This window comes from Enterobacter sp. 01-M-03-SI-ECC (genome assembly GCF_047530215.1).
Classification (GTDB): Bacteria; Pseudomonadota; Gammaproteobacteria; order Enterobacterales; family Enterobacteriaceae; genus Enterobacter; species Enterobacter chengduensis.
The window spans coordinates 112,431-137,927 of record NZ_JBLKDA010000003.1 but is presented as its reverse complement, the minus strand read 5'-3'; the positions used below and the strand labels follow the sequence as shown (position 1 = coordinate 137,927).

The 25,497-nt window shown below is 58.5% G+C and carries 21 protein-coding genes; 13 read left to right on the top strand and 8 right to left on the bottom strand.

What is annotated here, in order from left to right:
- Window positions 1–50 precede the first annotated feature (50 nt).
- The 7 genes from ydcS to ACMWKK_RS04225 all read left to right on the top strand — a co-directional run bounded on the left by ydcS (window position 51) and on the right by ACMWKK_RS04225 (window position 6,617).
- The gene (gene ydcS / locus ACMWKK_RS04255) at window positions 51–1,196 is read left to right on the top strand and encodes a putative ABC transporter substrate-binding protein YdcS (protein ID WP_112780150.1); all 1,146 of its coding nucleotides are present in this window, start codon (window positions 51–53) and stop codon (window positions 1,194–1,196) included.
- A 17-nt stretch (window positions 1,197–1,213) separates the two neighbouring features.
- On the top strand, window positions 1,214–2,227 hold the full coding sequence (locus ACMWKK_RS04250; protein WP_112780151.1) for an ABC transporter ATP-binding protein: 1,014 nt from the start codon (window positions 1,214–1,216) through the stop codon (window positions 2,225–2,227).
- A 1-nt stretch (window position 2,228) separates the two neighbouring features.
- Entirely contained in the window at window positions 2,229–3,173 is a 945-nt protein-coding gene (locus ACMWKK_RS04245; RefSeq protein WP_112780152.1) for an ABC transporter permease, read from the top strand.
- Window positions 3,163–3,969 carry an ABC transporter permease gene (locus ACMWKK_RS04240; protein ID WP_080329244.1) on the top strand — a complete coding sequence of 269 codons (807 nt, stop codon included), beginning with the start codon at window positions 3,163–3,165 and terminating at the stop codon, window positions 3,967–3,969. The genes ACMWKK_RS04245 and ACMWKK_RS04240 overlap by 11 nt, the downstream gene beginning before the upstream one ends.
- Before the next feature lie 24 nt (window positions 3,970–3,993).
- Window positions 3,994–5,418, top strand: a complete 1,425-nt coding sequence (gene patD / locus ACMWKK_RS04235; protein ID WP_112780153.1) for an aminobutyraldehyde dehydrogenase — start codon at window positions 3,994–3,996, stop codon at window positions 5,416–5,418.
- 183 nt (window positions 5,419–5,601) lie between these two features.
- Complete coding sequence (locus ACMWKK_RS04230) at window positions 5,602–5,775, top strand: GhoT/OrtT family toxin (protein WP_112780154.1); 174 nt, start codon at window positions 5,602–5,604, stop codon at window positions 5,773–5,775.
- An 86-nt stretch (window positions 5,776–5,861) separates the two neighbouring features.
- A complete protein-coding gene (locus tag ACMWKK_RS04225; protein ID WP_112780155.1) occupies window positions 5,862–6,617 on the top strand; it encodes an alpha/beta fold hydrolase in 756 nt (251 codons plus the stop codon).
- Between the two features lie 71 nt (window positions 6,618–6,688).
- On the opposite strand, the gene ACMWKK_RS04220 is transcribed toward ACMWKK_RS04225, so the two are convergent.
- Genes ACMWKK_RS04220 through ACMWKK_RS04210 form a run of 3 tightly spaced genes read right to left on the bottom strand, consistent with a single transcriptional unit; the run spans window position 6,689 to window position 13,189 of the window.
- Window positions 6,689–8,866: a virulence factor SrfC family protein gene (locus ACMWKK_RS04220; RefSeq protein WP_112780156.1), complete on the bottom strand. Its 2,178-nt coding sequence runs from the start codon at window positions 8,864–8,866 to the stop codon at window positions 6,689–6,691.
- Complete coding sequence (locus ACMWKK_RS04215; protein WP_112780157.1) at window positions 8,863–11,844, bottom strand: virulence factor SrfB; 2,982 nt, start codon at window positions 11,842–11,844, stop codon at window positions 8,863–8,865. Before ACMWKK_RS04215 ends, ACMWKK_RS04220 begins: the two co-directional genes overlap by 4 nt.
- A gap of 4 nt (window positions 11,845–11,848) precedes the next feature.
- Complete coding sequence (locus ACMWKK_RS04210) at window positions 11,849–13,189, bottom strand: SrfA family protein (protein WP_112780158.1); 1,341 nt, start codon at window positions 13,187–13,189, stop codon at window positions 11,849–11,851.
- Window positions 13,190–13,472: 283 nt separating this feature from the next.
- Here ACMWKK_RS04210 and ACMWKK_RS04205 point away from each other — a divergent pair, with 283 nt between their 5' ends.
- Complete coding sequence (locus ACMWKK_RS04205) at window positions 13,473–15,071, top strand: ABC transporter substrate-binding protein (protein WP_112780159.1); 1,599 nt, start codon at window positions 13,473–13,475, stop codon at window positions 15,069–15,071.
- 109 nt (window positions 15,072–15,180) lie between these two features.
- Window positions 15,181–15,414, top strand: coding sequence for a YdcY family protein (locus ACMWKK_RS04200; RefSeq protein WP_045326554.1), 234 nt, complete (start codon window positions 15,181–15,183; stop codon window positions 15,412–15,414).
- A 3-nt stretch (window positions 15,415–15,417) separates the two neighbouring features.
- Here ACMWKK_RS04200 and ACMWKK_RS04195 read toward each other — a convergent pair whose 3' ends face one another.
- Both ACMWKK_RS04195 and ACMWKK_RS04190 read right to left on the bottom strand, forming a co-directional pair.
- A complete protein-coding gene (locus ACMWKK_RS04195) occupies window positions 15,418–15,867 on the bottom strand; it encodes a DMT family transporter (RefSeq protein WP_112780160.1) in 450 nt (149 codons plus the stop codon).
- Entirely contained in the window at window positions 15,864–16,382 is a 519-nt protein-coding gene (locus ACMWKK_RS04190) for a GNAT family N-acetyltransferase (RefSeq protein ID WP_112780161.1), read from the bottom strand. The genes ACMWKK_RS04195 and ACMWKK_RS04190 overlap by 4 nt, the downstream gene beginning before the upstream one ends.
- A gap of 145 nt (window positions 16,383–16,527) precedes the next feature.
- On the opposite strand from ACMWKK_RS04190, the gene ACMWKK_RS04185 reads away from it, so the two are divergent.
- The 3 genes from ACMWKK_RS04185 (at window position 16,528) to ACMWKK_RS04175 (ending at window position 19,131) form a co-directional block, all read left to right on the top strand.
- Entirely contained in the window at window positions 16,528–17,103 is a 576-nt protein-coding gene (locus ACMWKK_RS04185) for a helix-turn-helix domain-containing protein (RefSeq protein ID WP_008501301.1), read from the top strand.
- A gap of 65 nt (window positions 17,104–17,168) precedes the next feature.
- Complete coding sequence (locus ACMWKK_RS04180) at window positions 17,169–18,209, top strand: NADP-dependent oxidoreductase (RefSeq protein ID WP_112780162.1); 1,041 nt, start codon at window positions 17,169–17,171, stop codon at window positions 18,207–18,209.
- 253 nt (window positions 18,210–18,462) lie between these two features.
- Window positions 18,463–19,131 carry a GntR family transcriptional regulator gene (locus tag ACMWKK_RS04175; RefSeq protein WP_045326548.1) on the top strand — a complete coding sequence of 223 codons (669 nt, stop codon included), beginning with the start codon at window positions 18,463–18,465 and terminating at the stop codon, window positions 19,129–19,131.
- A gap of 119 nt (window positions 19,132–19,250) precedes the next feature.
- On the opposite strand, the gene pqqU is transcribed toward ACMWKK_RS04175, so the two are convergent.
- Window positions 19,251–21,365: a TonB-dependent receptor PqqU gene (gene pqqU / locus ACMWKK_RS04170; protein WP_284948452.1), complete on the bottom strand. Its 2,115-nt coding sequence runs from the start codon at window positions 21,363–21,365 to the stop codon at window positions 19,251–19,253.
- 239 nt (window positions 21,366–21,604) lie between these two features.
- Here pqqU and ACMWKK_RS04165 point away from each other — a divergent pair, with 239 nt between their 5' ends.
- Complete coding sequence (locus ACMWKK_RS04165; protein WP_112780164.1) at window positions 21,605–22,666, top strand: YncE family protein; 1,062 nt, start codon at window positions 21,605–21,607, stop codon at window positions 22,664–22,666.
- A gap of 92 nt (window positions 22,667–22,758) precedes the next feature.
- Here ACMWKK_RS04165 and ansP read toward each other — a convergent pair whose 3' ends face one another.
- A complete protein-coding gene (gene ansP / locus ACMWKK_RS04160; protein ID WP_112780165.1) occupies window positions 22,759–24,255 on the bottom strand; it encodes an L-asparagine permease in 1,497 nt (498 codons plus the stop codon).
- 304 nt (window positions 24,256–24,559) lie between these two features.
- Window positions 24,560–25,474, bottom strand: coding sequence for a LysR family transcriptional regulator (locus tag ACMWKK_RS04155; protein ID WP_161656300.1), 915 nt, complete (start codon window positions 25,472–25,474; stop codon window positions 24,560–24,562).
- Window positions 25,475–25,497: the final 23 nt, after the last annotated feature.

Genomic DNA, 25,497 nt, shown 5'->3' with positions numbered 1-25,497 from the left:
TTTTTAGGGCACGGCTGCCGCTAAATTTCATTGCGACAGGAGTAACTCTTATGAGCAAAAAATTTGCCCGCAGCAGCCTGTGCGCGCTCGGCATGACTATCATGACAGCGCAAGCCGCAGAACCACCAAAGGCCATTGGCGACGGGGAAGGTCGGCTGGATATTATCGCCTGGCCGGGATACATCGAACGCGGACAGACGGATAAAAACTATGACTGGGTCACCCAGTTTGAAAAAGAGACCGGGTGTGCGGTCAACGTCAAAACGGCGGCCACGTCGGATGAAATGGTCAGCCTGATGGCGAAAGGGGGATATGACCTGGTCACCGCCTCGGGTGACGCCTCCCTGCGCCTGATCATGGGCAAACGCGTTCAGCCCATTAACCCCGACCTAATTCCGAACTGGAAAACTCTCGACGCGCGCATCGTAAAAGGGGAATGGTTTAACGTCGGCGGGAAGGTCTACGGCACGCCGTATCAGTGGGGGCCAAACCTGCTGATGTACAACACCAAAACCTTCCCGACGCCGCCGGACAGCTGGAGCGTGGTCTTCACCAAACAGGATCTGCCGGACGGGAAAACCAACCAGGGGCGCGTGCAGGCGTACGACGGCCCGATTTATATTGCCGACGCCGCGCTGTTCGTCAAAGCTACGCAGCCGCAGCTGGGCATCAAAGACCCGTACCAGCTCACCGAAGCTCAGTATGCCGCGGTGCTCAAGGTGCTTCGCGACCAGCATGCGCTGATCCACCGCTACTGGCATGACACTACCGTCCAGATGAGCGACTTCAAAAATGAAGGCGTTGTGGCCTCCAGCGCCTGGCCGTATCAGGCAAATGCGCTGAAAGGGGAAAACCAGCCCATCGCCACCGTCTTCCCGAAAGAGGGGGTAACCGGCTGGGCGGACACCACCATGCTGCACGCGCAGGCAAAACACCCGATGTGCGCCTACAAATGGATGAACTGGTCGCTGACGCCGAAAGTACAGGGCGATCTGGCGGCATGGTTTGGCTCCCTGCCCGTGGTGCCGGAAGGGTGTAAGGCCAGCACGCTGTTAGGTGATAAAGGCTGCGAAACAAACGGGTATAACGAGTTCGACAAAATCATGTTCTGGAAAACCCCCATCGCTGAAGGCGGCAAATTTGTCCCTTACAGCCGCTGGACGCAGGATTACATCGCCATCATGGGCGGTCGTTAATTGCCCGGGAGCAGAACATGACGTACGCGGTCGAGTTTAACAATGTTTCCCGTCTTTACGGCGACGTAAGGGCGGTGGATGGGGTCACCATTGCGATTCGTGACGGAGAGTTTTTCTCCATGCTGGGGCCTTCGGGCTCCGGCAAAACCACCTGCCTGCGTCTGATCGCCGGTTTTGAGCAGCTTTCTGGCGGCACGATTTCTATCTTCGGCAAGGAGGCGAGCGAACTGCCGCCGTGGGAGCGGGATGTGAACACCGTCTTTCAGGACTACGCGCTGTTCCCGCATATGTCTATCCTCGACAACGTTGCCTACGGGCTGATGGTTAAAGGCGTCGACAAGAAAAAACGCCACGCGCGGGCCCGCGATGCCCTGGAAAAAGTGGGCCTGAGCTTTGCCGTTTCCCGCAAGCCGTCGCAACTTTCCGGCGGCCAGCGCCAGCGCGTCGCCATTGCCCGCGCGCTGGTCAATGAACCGCGCGTCCTGCTGCTGGACGAACCCTTGGGCGCGCTCGATCTTAAGCTGCGCGAACAGATGCAGTTCGAGCTGAAGAAGCTTCAGCAGGAGCTCGGCATCACCTTTATTTTCGTTACCCACGATCAGGGCGAAGCCCTTTCCATGTCGGACCGGGTGGCGGTATTCAATAACGGCCGCATCGAGCAGGTGGATACCCCGCGCGATCTCTACATGCGTCCGCGCACGCCGTTTGTCGCCGGTTTTGTCGGCACGTCCAACGTCTTTGATGCCGGCCTCGCGCAGAAACTGTGCGGCATGGACGGCAGCTATTCCCTGCGCCCGGAGCATATTCGCCTTAATGAACTCGGTGACGTTCAGGTTCAGGGCATCGTGCAGGCCGTTCAGTATCAGGGGGCGGCCACGCGCCTTGAGCTGAGGCTTGCCGATGGTGCCAAACTGCTGGTGAGCCAGGCCAACCTCAGTGAAACCTCACCGCTGAGCGGCATTGCGCCGGGGCAGGCCGTTATGGCGTCGTGGTCACGCGAGGCGATGATCCGCCTGCACGAGGAGAGGTGAAATGGCTACAAGCGTTGCGCATCCTCCCGCCTCACGCGGCCGCCTGAGCCGCATGACCGCGCTGTTCTGGCGTAAGCCGTCGCTCGGCCTGTTCCTGCTCCTGCTTGCGCCGCTGATGTGGTTTGGCATCGTCTATTTAGGATCGCTGCTGACCCTGCTGTGGCAGGGGTTCTACACCTTTGACGATTTCACCATGGCGGTCACGCCGGATCTGACCCTTGCGAACATTCAGGCGCTTTTCAATCCTGCAAACTACGACATCATTTTGCGCACGCTAACGATGGCGATTGCGGTAACCATTGCCAGCGCCATCCTCGCCTTCCCGATGGCCTGGTACATGGCGCGCTACACCCGGGGCAAGTGGAAAGCGTTTTTCTATATCGCCGTGATGCTGCCCATGTGGGCGAGCTACATTGTTAAAGCCTACGCCTGGACGCTGCTGCTGGCGAAGGACGGCGTGGCGCAGTGGTTTCTCAGCCATTTGGGGCTGGAGCCGATCCTGACCTCGCTCCTGACGCTCCCGGCAATCGGCGGCAACACCTTGTCCACCTCCGGGCTGGGACGGTTTCTGGTCTTCGTCTATATCTGGCTGCCGTTTATGATCCTGCCCGTGCAGGCGGCGCTGGAACGCCTGCCGGCCTCGCTGCTGCAGGCTTCGGCCGACCTCGGCGCGCGTCCGCGTCAGACCTTTCGCTATGTGGTTCTGCCGCTGGCGATCCCGGGGATTGCGGCGGGCTCAATATTCACCTTTTCCCTGACGCTGGGGGATTTCATCGTTCCACAGCTGGTGGGGCCGCCGGGCTACTTCATCGGGAACATGGTCTATTCCCAGCAGGGTGCGATTGGCAACATGCCCATGGCGGCCGCCTTCACGCTGGTGCCCATCGTGCTGATTTCGCTTTATCTGGCGTTCGTGAAACGTCTGGGAGCCTTCGATGCACTCTGAACGCGCACCGCTGTTCCTGAAAGTGGCAGCGTGGGGAGGCGTCATCTTTCTGCACTTCCCGCTGCTGATAATCGCAATTTATGCCTTTAACACCGAAGACGCGGCTTTCAGCTTCCCGCCGCAGGGGCTGACGCTGAAGTGGTTTAGCGTGGCGGCGGGGCGCGGCGACATTATTGAATCCGTGACGTTGTCACTTCAAATTGCCGCGCTTTCAACCGCGATTGCCCTCGTGCTTGGCACGCTTGCTGCAGCGGCGCTGTGGCGAAGCGAGTTTTTCGGCAAGAATGCGATCTCGCTGCTGCTGCTGTTACCGATTGCGCTACCGGGGATCATCACCGGCCTGGCGCTGCTGACGGCGTTCAAAACGATCGATCTTGAGCCGGGGTTTTTCACCATCGTCGTCGGTCACGCCACCTTTTGCGTGGTGGTGGTGTTTAACAACGTGATTGCCCGGTTCCGACGCACTTCCTGGAGCCTGGTGGAGGCGTCGATGGATCTCGGGGCCGACGGGTGGCAAACCTTCCGCTACGTGGTGTTGCCCAATCTGGGATCCGCGCTGCTGGCCGGGGGGATGCTGGCGTTTGCCCTGTCGTTTGACGAGATAATCGTCACAACGTTTACGGCGGGACACGAGCGCACGTTACCGCTGTGGCTGCTCAACCAGCTTGGCCGTCCGCGCGACGTGCCGGTCACCAACGTGGTGGCGCTGCTGGTGATGCTGGTGACAACGATTCCCATTCTGGGAGCCTGGTGGCTAACCCGCGACGGCGAGAACATCGCCGGCAGCGGGAAATAACGGTGAATTCAACAGGAAAATGCTATGCAAACACAACTGCTGATAGAGGGAAAACTGGTAGCCGGAGAGGGAGAAAAACAGCCGGTTTATAACCCGGCCACCGGAGAGCGCCTGCTGGAGATTGCTGAGGCGTCAGCGGCGCAGGTCGACGCGGCGGTGCTGGCGGCCGACCGTGCTTTTGTGGCGTGGGGCCAAACCACGCCGAAGACGCGCGCCGAGTGCCTGCTGAAGCTGGCGGATGCGATTGAAGCCCACGGCGAGGAATTTGCCCGGCTTGAATCCCTCAACTGCGGCAAGCCGCTGCACTGCGCGCTGGGGGATGAAATTCCGGCGGTGGTGGACGTCTTCCGTTTCTTTGCCGGGGCAGCCCGCTGCCTGAACGGGCTGGCCGCCGGGGAATACCTTGATGGCCACACGTCGATGATCCGCCGCGATCCGGTGGGGGTGGTTGCCTCTATTGCCCCCTGGAACTACCCGCTGATGATGGCCGCCTGGAAACTGGCGCCCGCGCTGGCGGCAGGGAACTGCGTGGTGATTAAGCCCTCAGAGATCACGCCGCTGACCGCGCTGAAGCTGGGAGAGCTGGCAAAAGATATCTTCCCGGCAGGCGTCCTGAACGTCCTGTTTGGTCGCGGGAAAACGGTCGGCGACCCGCTCACCGGGCATGAAAAAGTGCGTATGGTCTCGCTGACCGGTTCGATTGCGACCGGGGAGCATATCATCGGCCATACGGCGTCCTCTATTAAACGCACCCACATGGAGCTGGGCGGAAAAGCGCCGGTGATCGTTTTTGATGATGCGGACCTGGATGCGGTTGTCGAAGGGGTGCGGACGTTTGGTTTCTACAATGCCGGGCAGGACTGTACGGCGGCCTGCCGCATTTATGCCCAGAAGGGAATTTATGCAGCGCTGGTGGAAAAGCTGGGCGCAGCGGTAGCCAGCCTCAACATGGGCGCGCCGGAAGATGCCGCGACCGAACTGGGGCCGCTCAGCTCGGCGGCCCATCTTTCGCGCGTCTGTCAGGCCGTCGATGAGGCGAAAGCGCTCGCTCATATCCGCGTGGTCACGGGCGGAAGCAAAGGAGAGGGGGCGGGCTACTACTTCCAGCCCACCCTGCTGGCGGGGGCAAAACAGGACGACGCCATCGTTCAGCGCGAAGTGTTCGGCCCGGTAGTGAGCGTCACAGAGTTTGACGATGAAGCGCAGGTGCTGGCCTGGGCGAACGATTCGCAATATGGACTCGCGTCATCGGTCTGGACTCAGGACGTGGGCCGCGCTCATCGCCTTAGCGCACGCCTGCAGTATGGCTGCACCTGGGTGAATACCCATTTTATGCTGGTGAGCGAAATGCCGCACGGCGGCATGAAGTTATCCGGCTACGGCAAAGATATGTCGGTCTACGGGCTTGAGGACTATACGGTCGTGCGGCACGTCATGATCAAACACTAAGCCCGTCATGCCTGGCTGCACGCGCGGCCAGGCGTTCGCCACGCCCACGATGGGTGTTACGCAAGATAATCAATTGTTATTAGCCGTAATTTTTAAGTGGTTATTCTGTAACGAAAAAACTTGATCTGTATCAACATATGACGCATATTGCGTGCGGTTATTTTTTCGGCTCTGGTGTACAGAATGACGTTGTATCAAAAGATGTTGGTTTTTTACGCAATCATGGCTGCCATCTGCGCATTAATTACCTGGTTCCTCTCTAAAGACCGCAAACGTATCCGCCTGCTCAGCGCTTTTCTGGTGGGGTCAACCTGGCCAATGAGCTTTCCCGTTGCGCTGCTGATCTCGCTTTTCTGAAGCACGCTTCCATTTTTAAAAGATGAATATGGCATTCCCGACACGATGACTGTATAAATAAACAGTGCATCGTAAAAGGAGTGCTTATGAACAGTTTTTACTCGCAGCAGGCCGGTTGTACCGTGCGCTGGCATGATCTGCCCGGCACCGGCGATCCCGTGGTGTTTATTCACGGGCTGGGCTGCGCCTCTTCCTATGAATATCCCCGCGTCGTTCATGACCCGCTGTTTGGCGCGCGCAGAGCGATTCTCATTGATTTGCCCGGCAGCGGCTACAGCGACAAGCCCGAGCACTACAGCTATAAAACCACCGACCAGGCGCGCGTTGTGGCGGAGCTGATTAACCACCTTGAGCTGGATGCCTTCTGGCTATACGGCCACAGCATGGGCGGCAGCATTGCTATCGAAACGGCGGGGCTGCTGGCAGCGCGCGTGAAGGGGCTGATGGTGTCAGAGCCCAATTTTCATGCGGGCGGGGGAATGTTCAGCCGGTCCATTGCAGCGCAAACCGAGCAACAGTTTTTGACGCAGGGCTATGACGCCATGCTCGGTGCAGAAAAAACGGCGTGGGCGGGGTGCCTGCAGAGCAATGCCCCGTATGCCGTCTGGCGCGGTGCATCGAGCCTGGTGGCGGGCGTTGAGCCCGAATGGGAAGCGCAGTTCCTGTCACTTGCTTGCCCGGTTACGCTGATTTTCGGCGAACTCTCTCAGCCGGATGACGATGTGGAAAATCTCCAGCAGAAGGGCGTTGAGGTAAAAATTATCCCTGCGGCGGGGCATTCCATGTCGTGGGAAAACCCCTCTGCGCTGGCGCAGACGCTATCCGGGTGTATGACAATGTAATGATTGTGCGGTTTATGATTGCTGTGAAAAGTAGGCCGGGTAAGCACAGCGCTACCCGGCAAGAAAGGCGGCTACTTTATTAAATCCCGCAGTGCCTGACGTGCGCCAGGCTGAATATCATGCGGATGCTGGTAATCAACGTTCTCTATTGCACGGCTATAGAGCGCAACCAGCCAGTCATAAACGTACGCGGTGGCCGCATGCACAGGCTGTTCCCCCAGGCGCGTCAAACGCGGCTCGCCGCTGCTGACCACCGGCGTGACGAAGATGGCCTGGCCCTTGCGAATGCGGCTTGCCGGACGTGCCGTCACGGGAGTCTGGTCATAACCCAGCCAGCCAATGAAATTGCCTATCACGGCATGCAGCTGTGCAGCGCTGCTTTTGTCCGCTTCGACAATACGCTGCAGCTGCTGAGGCAGATTCAGCCGGTAGCTGGTGACCACCAGCACGTCCGCGATTTGCTGTAACACCGCAGGATCCAGCCCGAGACGGGCGGCCGTGGCCTCGTTGCGGCTCCACTGACGAAGATGATTTATCCAGACCCTGTGCGCCAGACGCGCTTTGTCTTTTGTCTGGAACAGGCCGGTGCTTTCCTGCGCACTCTCGGCAAACAGGTCAATAGCGTCCGTAAACAGCCCGTTCACCTGCTCCTCGCGCGGCTGCTGAACCGCGAGCAGCGTTTCAAAGGCTTTCAGCGGCGGCAGAAGGCCTTCAAGCAGCTCGCCGTGGCGGGCGGCGCTGCTTTGCAGCGTGCGCACCATGTTTTCGGCCTGAGCGCGTTTTGTCCCGGGCTCCTCAACCAGCGGCGCCAGATAGCTATGCATCAGCGACGTAAGCTCCTGGCGCAGCAGGGCTTTCAGCGTGCTGAGACGCTTCTGTCGCTGCGCGGGTAGCGTGGCCTGAGACAGCCACTCGATGACGCGCTGCATGCTGTGGCTGTCCAGCGCCTGCAGCGTGCCCCAGCGTAGCCCCGGCTTTCCGAGCAGGTGCTGTACGGCCTCATCAAGATTCTGTCGGGTGGTAAAGCGGGCGTCGTGAGGGGTAATCGCCCACACCAGCCCCGGCAGGGCCGATTCTTCAGCAGGCTGCGTCTCCTTCACCCAGTTCATCAGCACTTTTGCTTTTTTGGCGGTCTGTTCGTGCTGCGCCGTCGCATTGCAAATCACCAGCACATCCGGCTGGAGCTGCTGACGGTAATGCTCAAGCAGCCACTGGGATTTCGCCTGACGCAGCGGGTCGGCACGGTTATCTTCAAACACCGGAATATCAATAATGTCGACGCGGTCCAGCGCGCCGTTCTCAACCGGCAGCACCAGCTCGCGGGTCAGGAAGGCCAGCACATCGACCGGGAGGCTGATGGCGTTAAGCATCTCGCTGCCGTTCAGCGGATGAAGCAGCGTCTCCTGCGCGTCCTGAAGATCTAACGTGCCGTCGTGCGTCAGGAACCCTTCACCCGGCAGCCCAAAGCTGTCCACCAGCAGGCTAAGCGGGGCAGCAAGCTCGCTGGCATGGCTGGTCTGGTGCAGCACGTGGGCCAGTTTCAACCACTGCTGGGTCAGCTCCTGCTGCTCGCCCCACAGCAGCGACCAGACGCTGGCCCGCGTGCTGAGATCGAGTGATGGCACCAGCTGGGCAAACGCGTGCCAAAGGGCATCATCAATCTGCTGCTTAGCGGCGGGGACGGTGCTCTTCCAGAAGCGGGCAATGGCACCCACCTCCTGCGCCGTGATGCCGGGCACGCCCTGCGGCTGGCGCAGCCCGCGCCATTTCTCCAGACGTGCCTCAATGACCGCCTTATCCACCGCGCGCATCTGCGGATGCAGCGTCGTGCGGGCAATAAACAGCTGTACCAGCTCGGCCTCGGAGACCAGACGCAGACGCAGCGGGAACGCATCATCAGCCACTTCCGGGTTTTCCCGGGTGAAGCGGACGGCCATGTTGGTCAGGGCATGTCCCGGATTGATATGCGAAAAATAGTCAAAGGTCCGCTGTCCGGGAGTCACGTTCAGGCGTCCATTACCGCTGCCGCACAGCGATAACAGCAGGTGTGCTTTCGCGCTCTGCGAATGTCCGTAAAGCCCAATGCTGCTCTGGCGGGTCGTGGCGCGCTCAATGGCCTGCTCCCGCGCCTGCAGCGCGTTGATGCGTGCGAGCAGGGCGTCGGCATCGTTATCCAGCACAGGGGCGTTCAGGCGCGTCTCATTAATCCACCCGATTAAGGCCTGAGTGGTGGTCGTCGTCGCTGTCATTTCAGATATACGCTCCCGCTGTCGATCCAGTAGTGGCTGCCGCTGTGTCGGCGGTCGGCCAGGGTGTTCAGTTTGAAGGTTAATGCGTCAGGCGCAACCGGGGTGCCGTCCTGCAGCCAGGCGTCGCTCAGCTCGAAGGCCTCCGGACCTTCCTGCTTGCTGCCGCCGCAGAGCCTGAGCCGCACGTTCAGCACGCCGTCACCGGCAATCGCTTTCGCCAGTTCAGCCGAGTTAATGCTGAGCGTGTAGAGCGGCGTGGCGGGCCACCGCGCGTTCTCCAGCTGGCGGAAGCCGAGGGTGACGTTGCCGCGCAGCGGGAAGTGCAGACGCGCGTCGAGCTTCGCGCCCGGTTTATCGAGATCGATATCCTGATACCAGACGTTTTCCTCGCGCAGGGTGTTGACGGTGTTATCCAGCACGCCGAGATAGCGCACGGTGGAATACGCGCCAATGTCCGCGGCCTTAAAGTTGAAGCGCGGCAGACGGAGGTCGAGCGCCAGGCTGCAGAGCATCGCCCCCACGGCGGCGGTCGATTTCGGGTTGCCGATGCGCCCCTGCTGGCTAAACGGATACCATTCGTGTACCTGGTATTTATCCAGCCAGACGATGCGGTTGACCGGTACCGGCTGCAGGTGGCGAATGAGCGCCTGGACGCCAGGCAGGCAGCCGGGACGACCGGTGATCAGCAGAATGTCGCAGCCGTAATGGGAGATCGCCTCGCACACCGCGTGGAGCGGGGAGGCCAGGGTAAACTGCCCGGCCAGCATCGCATCCTGCATTTCGCGGAAATTGACGTGCAGCGGCACCGCGAACAGATCAAACGCGTCGGAACCCGCGGGCAGGGCATGATCGATCGCCTGCTGCAGGTAATTCATCACGTTGCGGGTCGGCTTTTGCGCCAGGAGATCGCCAAAGGTGGCATGCAGACCGGCCAGCGGATCGTCAACGTCGCTGGATTCCCACGCGGCAAGAATGGCATGGCCAATCGGCATAAAGAGCTGAAGCGCCGTCTGCTGGCGGAGTACGGCCTGGGTATCAATGCGTCCGGAGTCGCCGAACAGCGAGGCCATCAGCAGCGAGGCGTCAGCGATACCGGATTTCTGCAGCTGCGTTTGCAGGGCAGGCAACACGTAGCGCTGAATCACGTCCAGCAGCGTATCGTCGCCCGCGACCTTAAAACCTTCGCGGAACAGCAGCTGCGGGGTAATTTTGACGTTATTGCCGGAGCCGTCGTCCAGCTGATAATGGGTGATCGCCATATCCGTTGTGCCACCGCCGATGTCGATGGACGCGACGCGCAGCGCGCGGCCCGGCGGGCTACCCGGCTCAGGGGCACGGTCCGGGCGGGCCAGGGAGGCAAAGAAGGCTTCCGTCTGACCGCCAAAGCGGGAGATGGCTTCGTTGTACAGCCAGACCAGCTGACCGCAGCTGGCTTCATCCCACTCCATCTGGATTTCAGGCACCGGCACCACGCTTTTATCCTGCTGTTTGCGGGTGACAAAATCCTCATCCTGCGGGTGCCAGCCCATCGCTTTCCAGACGATGGCGATGGCTTCAAACATCCGGCGACGGAAGATCTCGCGCTCCTGCTTTGGCATCGCCGAAGGCAGGGTCAGGATCAGGGTGCGCAGCTGGCGCGGCGAGGCAGGGAAGCCCAGACGCAGGCGCGTGGCGACGCTGTTGATCTGGCCCAGCGCCTGCGCCAGCAGCTCGCACAGCATGTGCGTCATCAGGGTGCTGCGGCTGTACTGCGGCGAGAAGACCGGCAGGCGCTCGTCCTGCGGCAGCGTGAAGAGCGGCTCGCCGTCATCGTTCATCAGGTTCATCAGCGGGAACGCGGTGGCAAGCGGCTCGCGCTGGGTCTTATTGTTCATCTGGCTAAAGCGCCAGTCCTGCACCACCGGCGTTTCATCCCACAGGTAGCGACGCGGGCTGGAAATACCGCTGTTGCCTTCAGTTCCCAGACGCTGCATCGCCAGCTTGCGGGCTTCATCGCCAACGCGAACAATCGACGGCCAGACAAAGGCATCTTCACGACCGCTTTCAACCGAGAAGTGCTGTTTGCCAAAACGCGCTTCCGAAAACTCCAGGCGGCTGGTGAACAGCGGCTCGTTCAGGAACTGCGGCTCGCTGAGCGAGCGTACCTGCAGCTCGGCGGTCTGGCGCAGCCCATCGTTGGCATCCCCGTGGTCTTCAATAATGACGCCGCAGGTGTGGGTATTGCCCACGTCGAGGATCAGGTCGACCGGAATGGCTGGCGTGCTGAGCGTATGGGTGACAAATTTCACTTCCGGCACGGTGAGCTGTTCACCGAGCATAGTCATCAGGTTGAGCCAGTGGGCCTGATATTCAAAGCCGCGCATCGCCTGCTGGAGATCGCGTTCTGAGCGGTTTTCAACGCCGTCGGCATACTGGCTAAACGCCTCGCGCAGCCAGCCGTCAATCCAGGTCTGATCGAGGAAGCTTTCTACTTCGCTGTCTCGCCAGGCCAGCGCGAAACGGGTCCCGTTCAGAATGTCGTTTTCTACCGGCGAGAGCGCGGACGTGGCATGTTCGGCAATCTGGCTGTCAAGGGCGAGCGTGACGCGGTGCGTGTTGCCTGCCGTATCGGGAGTAGCAAGCCTGCGCACCTGAACGCGGGCCCAGTTATCCGGCCCCTCGACAAAGGTGCGCGGCGGGTTGAAGCGCAGGAACGGAACCGGAAGCCAGACGCCGTCCAGTACCGCCAGAGACTGATGCAGCGGGATAGTGGTTTCCGGCTTGACCACTTCAGGCTGCCCGCCGTTCATGGCCGGCAGGGTATAGCGACCATTGACCAGGTCGAAATCGAGGCGCAAAAGCGGGCCGTTCGCGGTTTTACGTACGAAGCGCCCGTTGCTGGCAGAGTCCTGCGGCGTCAGACCGAAATCGAGGAACTGCACGCCGCTGTTGGCAATGAGCGTGACGCTTTGTTTATAGTCGCAAAGATTTACCAGCATAGGATCAGGCACCTGCTTTCTTGAACGTCAGTGGGACGACGGTGTTGGCATCATAACGGGCGCGACATTCTGCGATATCGCTGGTGCCTGCTTTACAGGCAATTTCCGGCATCGGGTAGCGGGAACCGTCGGTGCAGCGGGCGGTGCCGCGACTTTTAATCATCAGCTCGCCATTGCTGTGCAGGCCGGAGAACACGTCCGCGCGGCAGACAACGTTGTCGCCGTGGACAACGCGGGCAAAGCCTTTATTGTTCTGGATTTGATAGCGCATTGACGGCGGTTTGCCGGTGACCGGGTCTTTCACGTCGAGAACCGCACGCCAGGTGCCGTTCAGGAAGCGCGTCGATCCCGCTTTTACCTGATTCGCCTCCATCACCATGGCGTCTTTCGGGATGGCGACAATCACTACCGGAGCGGGCTGCGGCGCAGGAGCAGGTTCTTTTTCTTTGCTCGCCAGCACCTCTGCCTGATGCAGCGGTAACGTCATCGCCAGCGGCTCAACCGCTTTGATCGGCTTAGGCGCAATCTCCACGGGTTCCGGCGCGGCGGCCTGCGCGGGCGCAGCGGAAGGGGCCTGTTTTGGCCACAGCAGCGGGGCGGCGACGGCGGCGACGATCGCGACGGCAACCGGCAGCGTCCATAAGGGAACGCGGCGCTTTTTCGCGACGATCGGCGGTGCCGGTTCCTGAACGGGTTGCGCAACAGCCGGGACGGACTCGGGCGCATACAGATCGTCCGGGGTAATGCGCACCACCGTGGAAGGGGCGATCAGGGGCTCGTCTGCGTGTTCAAAGGTGACGATCGGTTCGGGTTCAGGCTCGGGTTCCGGATCCTCAATTACAACGGGGGCAGGTTCAGGGATCAGGGATTCACGCAGGCAGTCAAGAACATCGTCGCGCGCGTTCTCGTTCAGGTTTACAAACCCCCAGAAGCAGATGACCGGCTTTCCGTCCACCAGGAAGAGGAAGTTTTCCCCCGGGAACTGAAATGCCTTCGACAGCAGAGAGCCAAAAAGCTGCTGCGCGGTTTTGGGCGACTGGAGGCATTTCTTGCTGAGCGACTCGACGCTGGCGAGCGTGTTTTCGAGATAGCGCAGGGCGCGGTAACGATCGTCTTCATCGGCCGCTTTCCAGCTGGTTACGCTTCCTTCAACCGGGGAATACCAGTCCACGCGGTCGCCGCTGTCGTTGATCTGAGGGATCGCCAGACAGTCGACGATGGTCTGCTGTTTGCGCAACCGGAGCGCTTCCCGGATTTGTAACGCTGATTCAAAAACGGCTTGTCCGCCGCCGCCAACGGCCTGAAAGTCATCCAGGTTACCGCTGCGTAAAAGAGTTTTTGCCACGATTTGATCCCATATACTTCTTCACACCGTTACTTTAACGAAACGGGGAAGCAACCAAACGGCAGAAGAGACGCTAAAAGGGCCGATTTCTTGCGGCATAGAAAGTGACGGTTGTGCTTGACGAATAATGGCCCTTAAGGCAAATCACCTTTTCGGGCGCTGGCTGTAAAACCAGCAAAAAACGCGGCTTTAGAATAACCTGATAGTGTTTCGTTATTTGCCAGGTCATAACGGCTGTGCTGTTATTACTGTCTTATATAATAAAACTGTCAGGGTTATAACCATGTCTACAGGGAAAACACTGCTCGCCCTTGCGCTGAGCGCGCTGTTACCAGCCGGTGCCGCATGGGCGGCAAATAACGACACGCTTATTTACTGTTCAGAAGCGTCTCCCGAGTCCTTCAACCCGCAAATCGCCAGTTCTGGCCCCTCTTTTGTGGCCAGCTCTCAGGTACTGTACAACCGCCTGATCAATTTCGACCCGGTGAAAAACACCCCGGTTCCATCGCTGGCAGAGTCCTGGACGATCTCACCGGACGGTAAGACCTATACCTTTACCCTGCGCAAAGGGGTGAAGTTCAACAGCAACAAATACTTCAAGCCGACGCGCGATTTTAACGCCGATGACGTTATTTTCTCTGTGATGCGTCAGAAAGACCCTAAACACCCGTACCACAACGTGTCGCAGGGCAATTACGAATACTTTAACGACGTCGGGCTCGATAAGCTGATCCAGGACGTTAAAAAGGTTGATGATTACCACGTCCAGTTCACCCTCAGCGAACCCAACGCCGCGTTTCTGGCCGACTGGGGGATGGATTTCGCCTCCATTCTTTCCGCCGAATACGCCGACGCGATGCTGAAAAAAGGCACGCCTGAGAACGTAGACACCTGGCCGATTGGTACCGGGCCTTACGTGCTGCAGCAGTACAAGGTGGATTCGCTGATCCGCTATGTTGCCAACCCGAACTACTGGGAAGGCGACGTGCCGACGAAGCATCTCATCTTCTCTATCACGCCAAACGTGGAAACCCGTCTGGCGAAGCTGCAGACCAACGAGTGCCAGATTATTCCTGCGCCGTCTCCGGTTCAGTTTGACGTAATCAAGAACAACAAAGACCTGACGCTGCACTCGGTCGACGCGCTGAACGTCGGCTATCTGGCGTTTAACACCGAGAAAAAACCGTTTGATAACGTGCTGGTGCGTCAGGCCCTGAACTACGCGACCGACAAGAAGGCTATCGTCAATGCGGTCTTTATGGGGTCGGGTACGGTGGCAAAATCGCCGATCCCGCCAAATATGCTGGGCTTCAATAAAGACCTGAAGGATTACGGCTACGATCCTGAAAAAGCGAAAGCGCTGCTGAAGCAGGCGGGCCTGGAGAAAGGGGCGGAAGTCACGCTGTGGTCAATGCCGGTTCAGCGTCCGTATAACCCGAACTCGCGTCGTATCGCGGAGATGATTCAGAGCGACTGGGCGAAAGTCGGCGTGAAGGCCAAAATTGTCTCCTACGAGTGGGGCGAATACCTTTCCGGAATGCGCAAAGGCGAACATGACGCCGCGCTGTTTGGCTGGATGTCCGATAACGGCGACCCGGACAACTTTGCCGATGTGCTGCTGGGCTGCAACAGTATTAAAACCGGATCAAACGCCGCGCGCTGGTGCGATAAGGGGTATGATGCCCTGGTGCAAAAAGCGAAGCTGACCAGCAGCCCGGCCGAGCGCGCGAAGCTTTACGGCCAGGCGCAGGAGATCTTCTACCAGCAGGCGCCGTGGATCGCGCTGGCTAACGGCAAAACGTTCTACGCGACCCGCAGCAACGTCACCGGGTACAGCGTGAGCCTGATGGGCAGCGATTTCTCCAAAGCGAAGCTGAATTAAGCATTTTATCGCCGGGTGGCGGCTACGCCTTACCCGGCCTACATCTTACGGTTCCCCCTGTAGGCCGGGTAAGGCGTAGCCGCCACCCGGCAATTCACGAGGAGTGACAATGTCACATTTAAACGATGTCACCGCCCGCGTCGATGCCGCCATCGAAGAGAGCGTAATAAGCCACATGAATGAACTGCTGATCGAATTAAGCGATGATGCAGAGCTTAGCCGGGATGATCGTTATACCCAGCAGCAGCGCCTGCGTACCGCGATTTCGCACCACGGCAAGCAGCATAAAGAGGAGATGGACGCCCGTCAGGAACAGCTGACCAAAGGCGGCACTATCCTGTAGCAATTAAAACTGGCGTCTCGCCACCAGCCAGGCCCCGACGACCAGCATCACCGCGCCGCACGCCGGGCCAATCAGGGCGCGCAGCGGAACGCCATGGCTTCTCAGCACGTCCAGCACCAGCCCGCCAATCAGCTGGCTTGCGACCAGCACGGCGATGGTCGTCGCCGCGCCAACGTTCTGATACCCGCTAATACTGGCAAACACAAAAAACGACCCCAGCAGCCCCGGGATCAGCGTCCACCAGCGGACCGTCGCCGCCAGCTCGCTGAATCCGGCAAGGCCCTGTTTCAGCAGCAGAATGCTGACAAACAGCACGATGCCGACCAGTGAGTTCAGCAGCATCGCGATAAGAATGGTGGAGGAGGACTGGGTAATACGCACCATTAAGGTGTTTTGCACCACCAGGCCGATGCCCGCCGCCACCAGAAACGCCAGCGTCAGTGACTGATTCATGGGATAGCGTCCGGATCGCTGCGCTCGTCCAGCTGCAGCTGCATAAAGGTTAGGTCCAGCCAGCGGCCAAACTTGGTCCCCACCTGCGGCATTTGCCCGGTCGTCACAAAGCCGAGGGTTTGGTGGAGATGAATAGAGGCATGATTCTGCGCCTCAATGCCGGCCACCATCACGTGCTTACCGATGGTGCGGGCCTCGTGGATCAGCGCCTTCATTAACAGGCGGCCAATGCCTTTGCCCTGATGATCCGGATGCACGTAGACCGAATGCTCCACCGTATGACGAAAACCGTCGAAGGCGCGCCAGTCGCCGAAAGAGGCGTAACCGGTCACCACGCCGTCTTCTTCACTCACCAGAACCGGGTAACCCGCAAGCGTGCGCGCCTCAAACCAGGCGATGCGGTTATCGGTATCGACGGTTGTATCGTTCCAGATCGCGGCAGTATGCAGCACCGCGTGGTTGTAGATTTCGCCTATCGCAGCGCAGTCTTCTTTGCAGGCATGACGAACGATCATGATTAACCTCTGTGTTGTTCACTATAGTATTACGTTATCGCTACGATATTACACAAGCGTCTCACCCGATCGCTACGGCATAAACTATATTTTTTTGTTATCAAAAGCCCATTGAAATGCCGTTCATACACTATAGTATGACGTCATGAACACCATAACAGACACGATGAATCAACGGATTAGCGCAAGAATTCGCCTCGAGCGCGAGTCTCGCGGATGGTCCCTGAGCGAGCTTGCTGACCGGGCAGGCGTCTCCCGCGCCATGATCCACAAGATAGAGCGCGGAGACAGTAGCCCTACGGCCACCTTGCTTGCCCGCCTGTCCGGCGCGTTTGGCATCAGCATGTCCACGCTGATTGCCCGGGCCGAAATGCAGGAAGGCAAGCTGTTGCGCCTTGCCAACCAGCCCGTCTGGCGCGACCCGCAGACGCACTACCTCCGCCGCCATGTTTCTCCTCGTACCGATCTGCCCATCGACCTTGTTCAGGTTGAACTGCCTGCGGGCAGCGATGTCCCTATGCCTGCCTCTTCTTACGCGCTGGCACGTCAGCTTATCTGGCTCCAGTCCGGTGAGCTGGTGTTTCAGGAGGGCGATACGCGTCACGAAATGCATGCCGGAGACTGTCTTGAGCTGGGGCCGCCAAATGACTGTCGGTTCATCAACGAAACGAATGAAACCTGTATCTATCTGGTTGTACGGCTCAACCAGTCTGGCTCGTAATGCTAATGCGATAACGGCGATCGTGCGCCAGGCTGTAATGACATTTGTACCAGAAGGAGAACCTGATGAGTCACTCTGTTTCGCAAAACCGCCGCTGGGTACTGGCCTCCCGTCCTCAGGGCGCGCCGGTCGCGGAAAATTTTCGTCTGGAAACGCAGTCCGTTCCGGCGCCTGGTGAAGGGCAGCTCTTGCTGAGGACCGTCTGGCTGTCGCTGGACCCTTACATGCGCGGGCGCATGAGCGATGCGCCGTCCTATTCCCCGCCGGTTGAGATTGGTGCGGTGATGGTGGGGGGAACGGTCAGCCGCGTTGAGCAGTCAAACCATCCCGACTTCAAAGCCGGTGAATGGGTACTGGGCTACAGCGGCTGGCAGGAGTATGAACTTTCCGACGGCAGCGGCCTGGTCAAGCTGGGCGATAATCCCTCGCATCCGTCCTGGTCGCTGGGGATTCTGGGCATGCCGGGCTTTACCGCCTATATGGGATTGCTGGATATCGGGCAGCCGAAAGCGGGTGAAACGCTGGTGGTGGCCGCGGCGACCGGGCCGGTGGGCGCGACAGTAGGGCAGATCGGCAAAATCAAAGGTTGCCGGGTGGTCGGCGTGGCCGGCGGCGCAGAGAAATGCCGCCATGCCGTGGAGGTCCTCGGGTTTGACCAGTGTCTGGATCACCACGCGGCCGATTTTGCCGAGCAGCTAAAACGCGCCTGCCCGAAAGGCATTGATGTCTATTATGAAAACGTCGGCGGGAAAGTGTTTGACGCCGTGCTGCCCTTGCTGAATACCTCCGCGCGGGTGCCGGTGTGCGGCCTGGTGAGCGGCTACAATGCGACGGGCTTGCCCGAGGGGCCGGACCGCCTGCCGCTCCTGATGGCGACTATCCTGAAAAAGCGCATTCGTATGCAGGGCTTTATCATCGGCCAGGACTACGGGCACCGCATTAAGGAGTTCCAGGAAGAGATGGGACGCTGGGTGCAGGAGGGCAAAATTCACTATCGCGAACAGGTGACGGACGGGCTGGAGAATGCCCCCGATGCGCTGATTGGCCTGCTTGAAGGGCGTAACTTCGGCAAAGTCGTGATTCGCGTCGCGGCTGACAATAAATAAAAAGCATTATGGCGGGGGTTTCCCGCCATATTTATTTGTGAAGATACGATATATTGTCTTTAATTAACGGACATGGTTTTTCGCGTCCGGATCCCGAATGGGCGCGAAACCGAAAAAAAACAAACTTTGCTTTTTTTTGCTGTTTTTACGTACTTCCCACCACCAGGCATGACGATACAGGATATATCGGAACAGCGTCGTTTATTTAACTGACGCTTAAAATAGCATTAAGTTTTAGCTACAGGAATTGAACATGCTTGATTTGGATCACTTAGAAAAAGCCCAAAGGGTTAGCCTTACCATGCAAGTTGAACACAGTTTGAAAGGCGCGTTAATAACGGGCTCCCTCAAACCTGGGGCGCGACTGATTACCAAAGAGATCGCCGATAAATTAGGGACCAGTATTACTCCGGTTCGGGAGGCGCTTTTACGGCTGGTGTCATCGGGGGCATTACACGCCACGCCCGCGCAGGCCTTTCTGGTTCCGGAGGTGACGCTGGAGCGTTATAACGAGATTAACGCGATCAGAAAACAGCTTGAGCCGATGGCGGTCGCCGCCGCATGCCAGAATATGTCGGAGAGCAAGCTGGAGACATTGCGCAACATGTCAGAGGCATTTCATGAGGCTATGCGCAACGGAAACGTTCAGCAGGCGCTTCACGCGAATCGCGTCTTCCGTTTTACGCTCTATCAGTATGCGGAAATGCCGACGCTCAATGCGTTAATTGAACAGCTCTGGGTGCGCATCGGGCCCTGTATGAACTATCTGCATCAGGAGCTTAACGACATCAAAGCGTCGACATATCACTATGAAGAACTCCTTTCCGCCCTTGAGCGACGAGATGTCGTTGCCTGCCAGAAGGCGATTGATAAGGTGATTGATGAAGCGAATGTGCTTTTACAGCGACAATATTTTAACTGAGAGATTATTTAACAGAGCGACTATATACCGCAGCTAATTATTTATCTGGTGAATAACTCCTGAGGGCAATAAGCCATCAGGAGGGTTATTTCATTAATATAATAAACGCTTCTCTTAGCTTACTCGAAGCGATAAGAGACCGACAGCCCGACCCCGTAGTTACGACCTGGCGCAGGTTCGTAATAACGGCCATTGGATTCGTTGACAATTACCGAGCCAACATATTCTTTGTCAAACAGGTTATCGACGCGGCCAAAGACGTCCATGCCCCAGTTGCCATAGTTGAATTTATACCCGGTATTCAGCCCGACCACCGTATACGACGGCGCTTTCGCCGTGTTCTCGTCGTCGGCCATGATGTCGCTCATGTATCGCACGTCAGAACCCGCGTACCAGCCTTCCTCCGGCTGCCAGCCAAACGAGGCGTAACCCATGTTGCGAGCGATACCCGGCATACGGTTACCGTTACAGTCTGCATCGCCACAGACGTTGGTGCGGTAGGTAGCGTCGAGGTATGTCCAGGCCAGCTTCAGCTTCCAGTTTTCGGCAAACTGCTGGTCGAGGGCGAGCTCTGCCCCCTGACGACGGGTTTTACCGGCGTTTTTATAGCTGGTACGTCCGCCCGCGCTGGCATCCACCACGATCTCATCATCCGTATCGGTACGGAACAGCGCGGCCGTCAGCAGGCCATTGCCGATGCGGGTTTTGCTGCCCACTTCGTACGTGTTGTTCGTGGACGGCTTCAGGCCAATGTTCAGACCGCCCTGGCTATCGGCGCGATAGGAGAGTTCGTTGATGGTTGGCGTTTCAAAGCCACGCCCTGCGGCCGCATAGAGGTTCCATGCGTCCGTCACCGCATACTTCACGGAGCCCGCCGGGAGCCATTTGTGGTAGCTGGCGTCACCGCTGTCATCACCGTTGCCCGGCGTAACGTAGTGGTCGTTGGAATCAAACCAGACCGAGCTGTAGCGAACACCGGCATCAACAGAGAGTTTCTGCGTCAGCTGCCAGCTCGTTTGCAGGTAAGGATCGACGTTCCACATCAGGTTGCGTTCGTCCCGGCGCTTATTACCCTTCACGCCGTAGTCCGGCACGCCGTTGTTCATCACGAAGTTTTCGTAGCCGCGACGATCCTCGCTCAGGTTTTCGTAGTTCAGACCGGTGGTAAAGGTCACCGGCACCAGCAGTTCGCCACGGTGCGTCCAGCGGGTATCAATGCCCTGGTAATGACGCTGCATATCAATCACCCCGCCGGAGTGGGAGGCTTTCAGCTGAGGCTGATACGGAATCGACTGGTACTGCGTCATTTCACGCTCGCCGGCGTACATCATTACGCTGAGGTCGTCCTGGGTGCTGAACTGGCGATCGTAGCGCAAACCGGCCTGGGTCTGCTTGATGGTTTTACGGGTGTTGTACTGATCGCCGCGCGGAGACTGGCGCGGGTTATTCTGCCATTCCTGATAGCTCAGCCCGCCCGGATCGTTGGCCTTCATGTCCACGCTGTTGAAAATCAGCGTCAGCTTGCTGACGTCATCAATACGCACGCCCAGCTTCGCATTGGCCAGATTCTTCCGCGCGCCGCTGTGGTCGCGGTAGCCCGTGGTGGTGAAGCGGGTAGTGGAAACGGTGTAATCCACATCGCCCGCGTGGGTGCCGTCACCCATCGCCCCGGTGGCCTTCATGCCGTAGCGCCAGGTACCGTAGCTGCCGTAATAGCTGCTGGCTTCAATGGTCGGCGGCTGCTGCCCGGTCTGGGTATTAATGTTAATCACGCCGCCAGAGGCGTTGCCGTACAGGGCAGAGAAGGGGCCGCGCAGCACTTCAACGCTCTCGACGCTGGAGAGATCGATGTTAGAGGTCTGGCCCTGTCCGTCCGGCATGGTGGCTGGGATGCCGTCGACATACATACGGATCCCGCGCACGCCAAAGGTTGAGCGGGCGCCAAACCCACGCATCGAAAGCTGGAGGTCCTGGGCATAGTTCTGACGGTTCTGAATTTGCAGCCCGGGTACGCTGCCAAGTGATTCTGACAGATTGATGCGGGGCGCGGCCTGGCGCATGTCATCGCCATTGACGACGCTGACCGCGGCCGGGGTATCCAGTTCCGATACGGTTTGCGGCGTCGCGCTGACGATCATGGTCTGCTCCTCCGCGCTCATTGCGGCCAGCGGCGCGAAGATAACGGGAACCAGCAGCAGCGGGAGAGAAGCCTTACGGGCAGAAATGATTTTCATGAATAAAACCGGTTGTGATGTAAACGAACCAAATGGAACATGTCCATACATGTTAAAGGTTTTGTAAATGTTTTGAAAACTATAACCGCACATTGCGTTAATGAAAGGCGAGAAGGGAAAGAAAAACTCCACTTTCCACTAATTAATGATTACTATTCTCATTATCAAAAGACAATGCCATGACGTTGTCTGCCGGAAGTGATGTCAGCCCAGACCCTCTTTTCAGAAAAGGAATTGTTATGTTTTTACGTCATCTGCGCTCGCCGCGCCTGAGTCTGTCGCTGCTGTCTGCCACCTTACTGCTTGCCGGAACGTTCCAGGCGCATGCCGCCGAAGAGGTGCTGCGCAAAGCGGTGGGCAAAGGGGCTTATGAAATGGCGGTCAGCCAGCAGGAGAATGCGCTGTGGGTGGCGACGTCGCAAAGCCGTAAAACCGACAAGGGCGGCATTGTTTACCGTCTTGATCCGGTCACGCTGGACGTGACGCAGGCCATTCATAGCGATCTCAAACCCTTTGGCGCCACCCTTGACAACGCGACCCAAACGCTGTGGTTCGGTAATACCATCAACGGTGCGGTAACCGCGATTGATGCCAAAACGGGCGACGTGAAAGGGCGACTGGTGCTGGATGGTCGTCAACGCAGCGACACCGTCAAGCCGCTGCAGCCGCGCCAGCTGGTGGCGGATGACGCGAGCAACACGATTTACATCACCGGTGTCGGTAAAGAGAGCGTGATCTGGGTAGTGGATGGCGCCACGCTGAAGCTGAAAGAGGCCATTACCCACACCGGTACCTACAGCACCGGCCTGGCGCTGGATGCGCAGGCCAAACGCCTCTACACCACGAATGCGGACGGTGAGCTGGTAACGATTGATACGGCCAGCAATAAAATTATCGCCCGTAAAAAGGTGCAGGATGACGGAAAAGAGCACTTCTACCTGAACCTGAGCCTCGACGCTGCCGGTCAGCGCGCGTTCCTGACCGATTCAAAACAGCCGGAAGTGCTGGTAGTGAGCCTGAAAGACGGCAGCGTGATCGAAAAAATCGCCGCGCCGGAATCACTGGCGGTCCTGTTTAACCCGGCCCGCAACGAAGCCTACGTGACGCACCGTGAAGCCGGTAAGGTGAGCGTGATCGACGGGAAAACGTACAAGGTGACCAAAACGTTCGATACGCCGGTCTACCCGAACAGCCTGGCGCTGTCTGCCGACGGCAAAACGCTGTACGTGACGGTGAAACAAAAATCTACCCGCCAGCAGGAAGCCACTCAGCCTGACGACGTGATTCGTATTGCGCTGTAAGGTGGGAATTGCCCGGTGGCGCTGCGCTTACCGGGCCTACAAAATAAAGAAATGTAGGCCGGGTAAGGCGAAGCCGCCACCCGGCTTTTTTATTAACGCGAGGTTTCTTCCACCAGCGGCGCGTCGTGTTTTTCATCTTCAGGATGAACCGGCGCGGTGCTGTGGATTTCGTGAACGCGCTTACGCACGCCAAACCAGCCGGCAATCAGCAGTACGGCCAGCAGCGGAATGGTCGCGATGGTGTAAGTGCCGTTCGGGTAGTCGAACGCCATCAGCACCAGCACGCTGAACAGGAAGAGCAGGGTGAGCCAGGAGGTCACCGGCGCGCCGGGCAGCTTAAAGCTGACGTCAGCGGCTTTGCCTTCTTTAATGGCTTTGCGCAGGCGCATCTGGCAAACCACGATGAAGGCCCAGGAAGCGATGATGCCGAGCGCGGCAACGTTCAGAACGATTTCAAACACCTGTGACGGCACGAGGTAGTTGAGGAACACCCCGAAGACGTACACCACCAGCGTGGCCAGAATACCGGCGTACGGTACGTGCTGCTTGCTCATCTTCGACATGAACTTCGGCGCAGAGCCGCCCATCGACATCGAGCGCAGAATACGACCGGTAGAGTAAAGGCCGGAGTTGAGGCTGGAGAGCGCCGCCGTCAGGACCACGATGTTCATGATGCTGCCAACGTAAGGCACGCCCAGCTTAGAGAAGAAGGTCACAAACGGGCTCTGGCCCGCCTGATAGGCGTTCCACGGCAGCAGCAGAACCAGCAGCACCACGGAACCGACGTAGAACAGACCGATACGCCAGATCACGCTGTTGATGGCTTTTGGCACCATGGTCTGCGGATCTTTACATTCACCCGCGGCGGTACCCACCAGCTCGATAGAGGCAAAGGCGAATACGACGCCCTGTACCAGCACCAGCGCAGGCAGCAGGCCGTGCGGGAAGAATCCGCCGTTATCGGTTATCAGATGGAAGCCGGTAGCATTGCCGTCCAGCGGCTTGCCGCTGCCGAGGAAGACGGTACCCACGACCAGGAACACCACGATGGCCAGCACTTTTACCAGCGCAAACCAGAACTCCATCTCCGCGAACCACTTCACGCCAATCATGTTCATGGTGCCGACAATCGCCAGCGCGCCAAGCGCAAAGACCCACTGCGGCACGTCACCGAACGCGCCCCAGTAGTGCATGTACAGCGCCACGGCGGTGATATCGACGATACCGGTCATCGCCCAGTTGACGAAGTACATCCATCCCGCCACGTAAGCGGCCTTTTCACCGAGGAATTCACGGGCGTAAGAGACGAAGCTGCCGCTGGAAGGGCGATGCAGTACCAGTTCGCCCAGCGCACGAAGAATGAAGAAAGAGAAGATCCCGCACACCAGATAGACCAGGGCGAGAGCCGGGCCCGCCATCTGCAGGCGTGCACCCGCACCTAAAAACAGACCCGTTCCGATAGCGCCGCCGATGGCGATCATTTGAACCTGACGGTTGCCCATCGCCTTGTGGTAGCCCTCTTCGTGGGAGTTCAACCAGCGACGTTTAGCAGCATGATGATCGGCTGCGCTTTTATTGCTTGTTTTCATTGAGTTACCTGTTTGCCTGTCTGAACCATTATCGTGATAGTCCTGCCTGGCAGAGCGCAATACAAACGATTGCTTCTGCGCAAACACATGTCGCCTTCCCAGTCATTCTGCGTATGGATAAGGCGAAACATGGCGAGGCATCCTACCTGCAATTCATAAGCGACGCAAAATATAACCGTGCCGAAAGTGATGCACGTCGAAGGAAATCGTGTGGTCAGAGCAGACGGGGATCACAACACGCTGAATCGTGATGATTTTTTAGACAAAACAATGGCGAGGCTGATGATTTAATCATCAGATTCCCTTAATTATTACCAGATGGTATAAATTTCTGCTGCTGCAGGGCATCGAGAAGTAACCTGAACGCAGTAGTGTGCTGCCGACGGCTCGGATAATAGAGGTGATATCCCTGGAAAGTGGGGCACCACGGTTTTAGGACGCTAATCAGCCGTCCTTCACTCTGCGCCTCCAGAATCGATGCCTCCGGCACGTATGCCAGGCCGAGGCCATTCTCCGCAGCGTCGATGCGCTGCGACAGGTTGTTCAGCGTAAGCTGCCCCTCAACCCGCACGCGAAGCTCGCGCCCGTCGCGTTCAAATTCCCAGTGATACAATCCCCCGCGCGTGGGCAGGCGCATGTTGATGCAGCGGTGGTTGGCAAGCTGTTCCGGCGTCTGCGGCACGCCAAAGCGTGCAAGATAATCCGGGGAGCCGACCACCGCCATGCGCATATCCGGCGCGATGCGTACTGCAATCATATCTTTCGCCACCTGCTCACCCAGGCGCACGCCCGCGTCAAAACGGCCATCCACGATGTCCGTCAGGCCGTTGTCGATCGTCACTTCAACGTTAATGTCTGGATACTGCGCCATAAACGCCCTGAGTACCGGCCAGAGCACGGCGTCCATCGCATGCTCGCCGGCGACGAGGCGAATCGCGCCTGCCGGTTTGTCGCCCGCGCTGCGAAGCGCCGTAAGCGCCTGCTCGATCTCCAGCAAATGCGGGCTTAAGCGCGTAAAGAGCTGCTCTCCTGCCTGAGTGGGAACAACGCTGCGGGTTGTGCGGGTTAACAGGCGAACGTCCAGCCGCGCTTCAAGCTTGCGCATGGCATGGCTCAGCGCCGACTGCGAAACGCCCAGCTGCGCCGCCGCGCGCGTAAAGCTGCGCTCGCGGGCAACCACCATAAATGAAAGCAGGTCATTGACGTTTTCTTTTAGCATCGCGATTCTTTTTATGAATTTCA

What these genes read in the sequence shown, in the direction of transcription:
- pqqU (WP_284948452.1), bottom strand. Translation starts at nt 21,365, where the DNA reads ATGAAAATCATTTCTGCCCGTAAGGCTTCTCTCCCGCTGCTGCTGGTT.
- ansP (WP_112780165.1), bottom strand. Translation starts at nt 24,255, where the DNA reads ATGAAAACAAGCAATAAAAGCGCAGCCGATCATCATGCTGCTAAACGT.
- ACMWKK_RS04165 (WP_112780164.1), top strand. Translation starts at nt 21,605, where the DNA reads ATGTTTTTACGTCATCTGCGCTCGCCGCGCCTGAGTCTGTCGCTGCTG.
- ACMWKK_RS04180 (WP_112780162.1), top strand. Translation starts at nt 17,169, where the DNA reads ATGAGTCACTCTGTTTCGCAAAACCGCCGCTGGGTACTGGCCTCCCGT.
- ACMWKK_RS04245 (WP_112780152.1), top strand. Translation starts at nt 2,229, where the DNA reads ATGGCTACAAGCGTTGCGCATCCTCCCGCCTCACGCGGCCGCCTGAGC.
- ACMWKK_RS04155 (WP_161656300.1), bottom strand. Translation starts at nt 25,474, where the DNA reads ATGCTAAAAGAAAACGTCAATGACCTGCTTTCATTTATGGTGGTTGCC.
- ACMWKK_RS04175 (WP_045326548.1), top strand. Translation starts at nt 18,463, where the DNA reads ATGCTTGATTTGGATCACTTAGAAAAAGCCCAAAGGGTTAGCCTTACC.
- ACMWKK_RS04215 (WP_112780157.1), bottom strand. Translation starts at nt 11,844, where the DNA reads ATGCTGGTAAATCTTTGCGACTATAAACAAAGCGTCACGCTCATTGCC.
- ACMWKK_RS04200 (WP_045326554.1), top strand. Translation starts at nt 15,181, where the DNA reads ATGTCACATTTAAACGATGTCACCGCCCGCGTCGATGCCGCCATCGAA.
- ACMWKK_RS04205 (WP_112780159.1), top strand. Translation starts at nt 13,473, where the DNA reads ATGTCTACAGGGAAAACACTGCTCGCCCTTGCGCTGAGCGCGCTGTTA.
- ydcS (WP_112780150.1), top strand. Translation starts at nt 51, where the DNA reads ATGAGCAAAAAATTTGCCCGCAGCAGCCTGTGCGCGCTCGGCATGACT.
- ACMWKK_RS04195 (WP_112780160.1), bottom strand. Translation starts at nt 15,867, where the DNA reads ATGAATCAGTCACTGACGCTGGCGTTTCTGGTGGCGGCGGGCATCGGC.
- ACMWKK_RS04250 (WP_112780151.1), top strand. Translation starts at nt 1,214, where the DNA reads ATGACGTACGCGGTCGAGTTTAACAATGTTTCCCGTCTTTACGGCGAC.
- ACMWKK_RS04185 (WP_008501301.1), top strand. Translation starts at nt 16,528, where the DNA reads ATGAACACCATAACAGACACGATGAATCAACGGATTAGCGCAAGAATT.
- ACMWKK_RS04220 (WP_112780156.1), bottom strand. Translation starts at nt 8,866, where the DNA reads ATGACAGCGACGACGACCACCACTCAGGCCTTAATCGGGTGGATTAAT.
- ACMWKK_RS04190 (WP_112780161.1), bottom strand. Translation starts at nt 16,382, where the DNA reads ATGATCGTTCGTCATGCCTGCAAAGAAGACTGCGCTGCGATAGGCGAA.
- ACMWKK_RS04225 (WP_112780155.1), top strand. Translation starts at nt 5,862, where the DNA reads ATGAACAGTTTTTACTCGCAGCAGGCCGGTTGTACCGTGCGCTGGCAT.
- ACMWKK_RS04230 (WP_112780154.1), top strand. Translation starts at nt 5,602, where the DNA reads ATGACGTTGTATCAAAAGATGTTGGTTTTTTACGCAATCATGGCTGCC.
- ACMWKK_RS04240 (WP_080329244.1), top strand. Translation starts at nt 3,163, where the DNA reads ATGCACTCTGAACGCGCACCGCTGTTCCTGAAAGTGGCAGCGTGGGGA.
- patD (WP_112780153.1), top strand. Translation starts at nt 3,994, where the DNA reads ATGCAAACACAACTGCTGATAGAGGGAAAACTGGTAGCCGGAGAGGGA.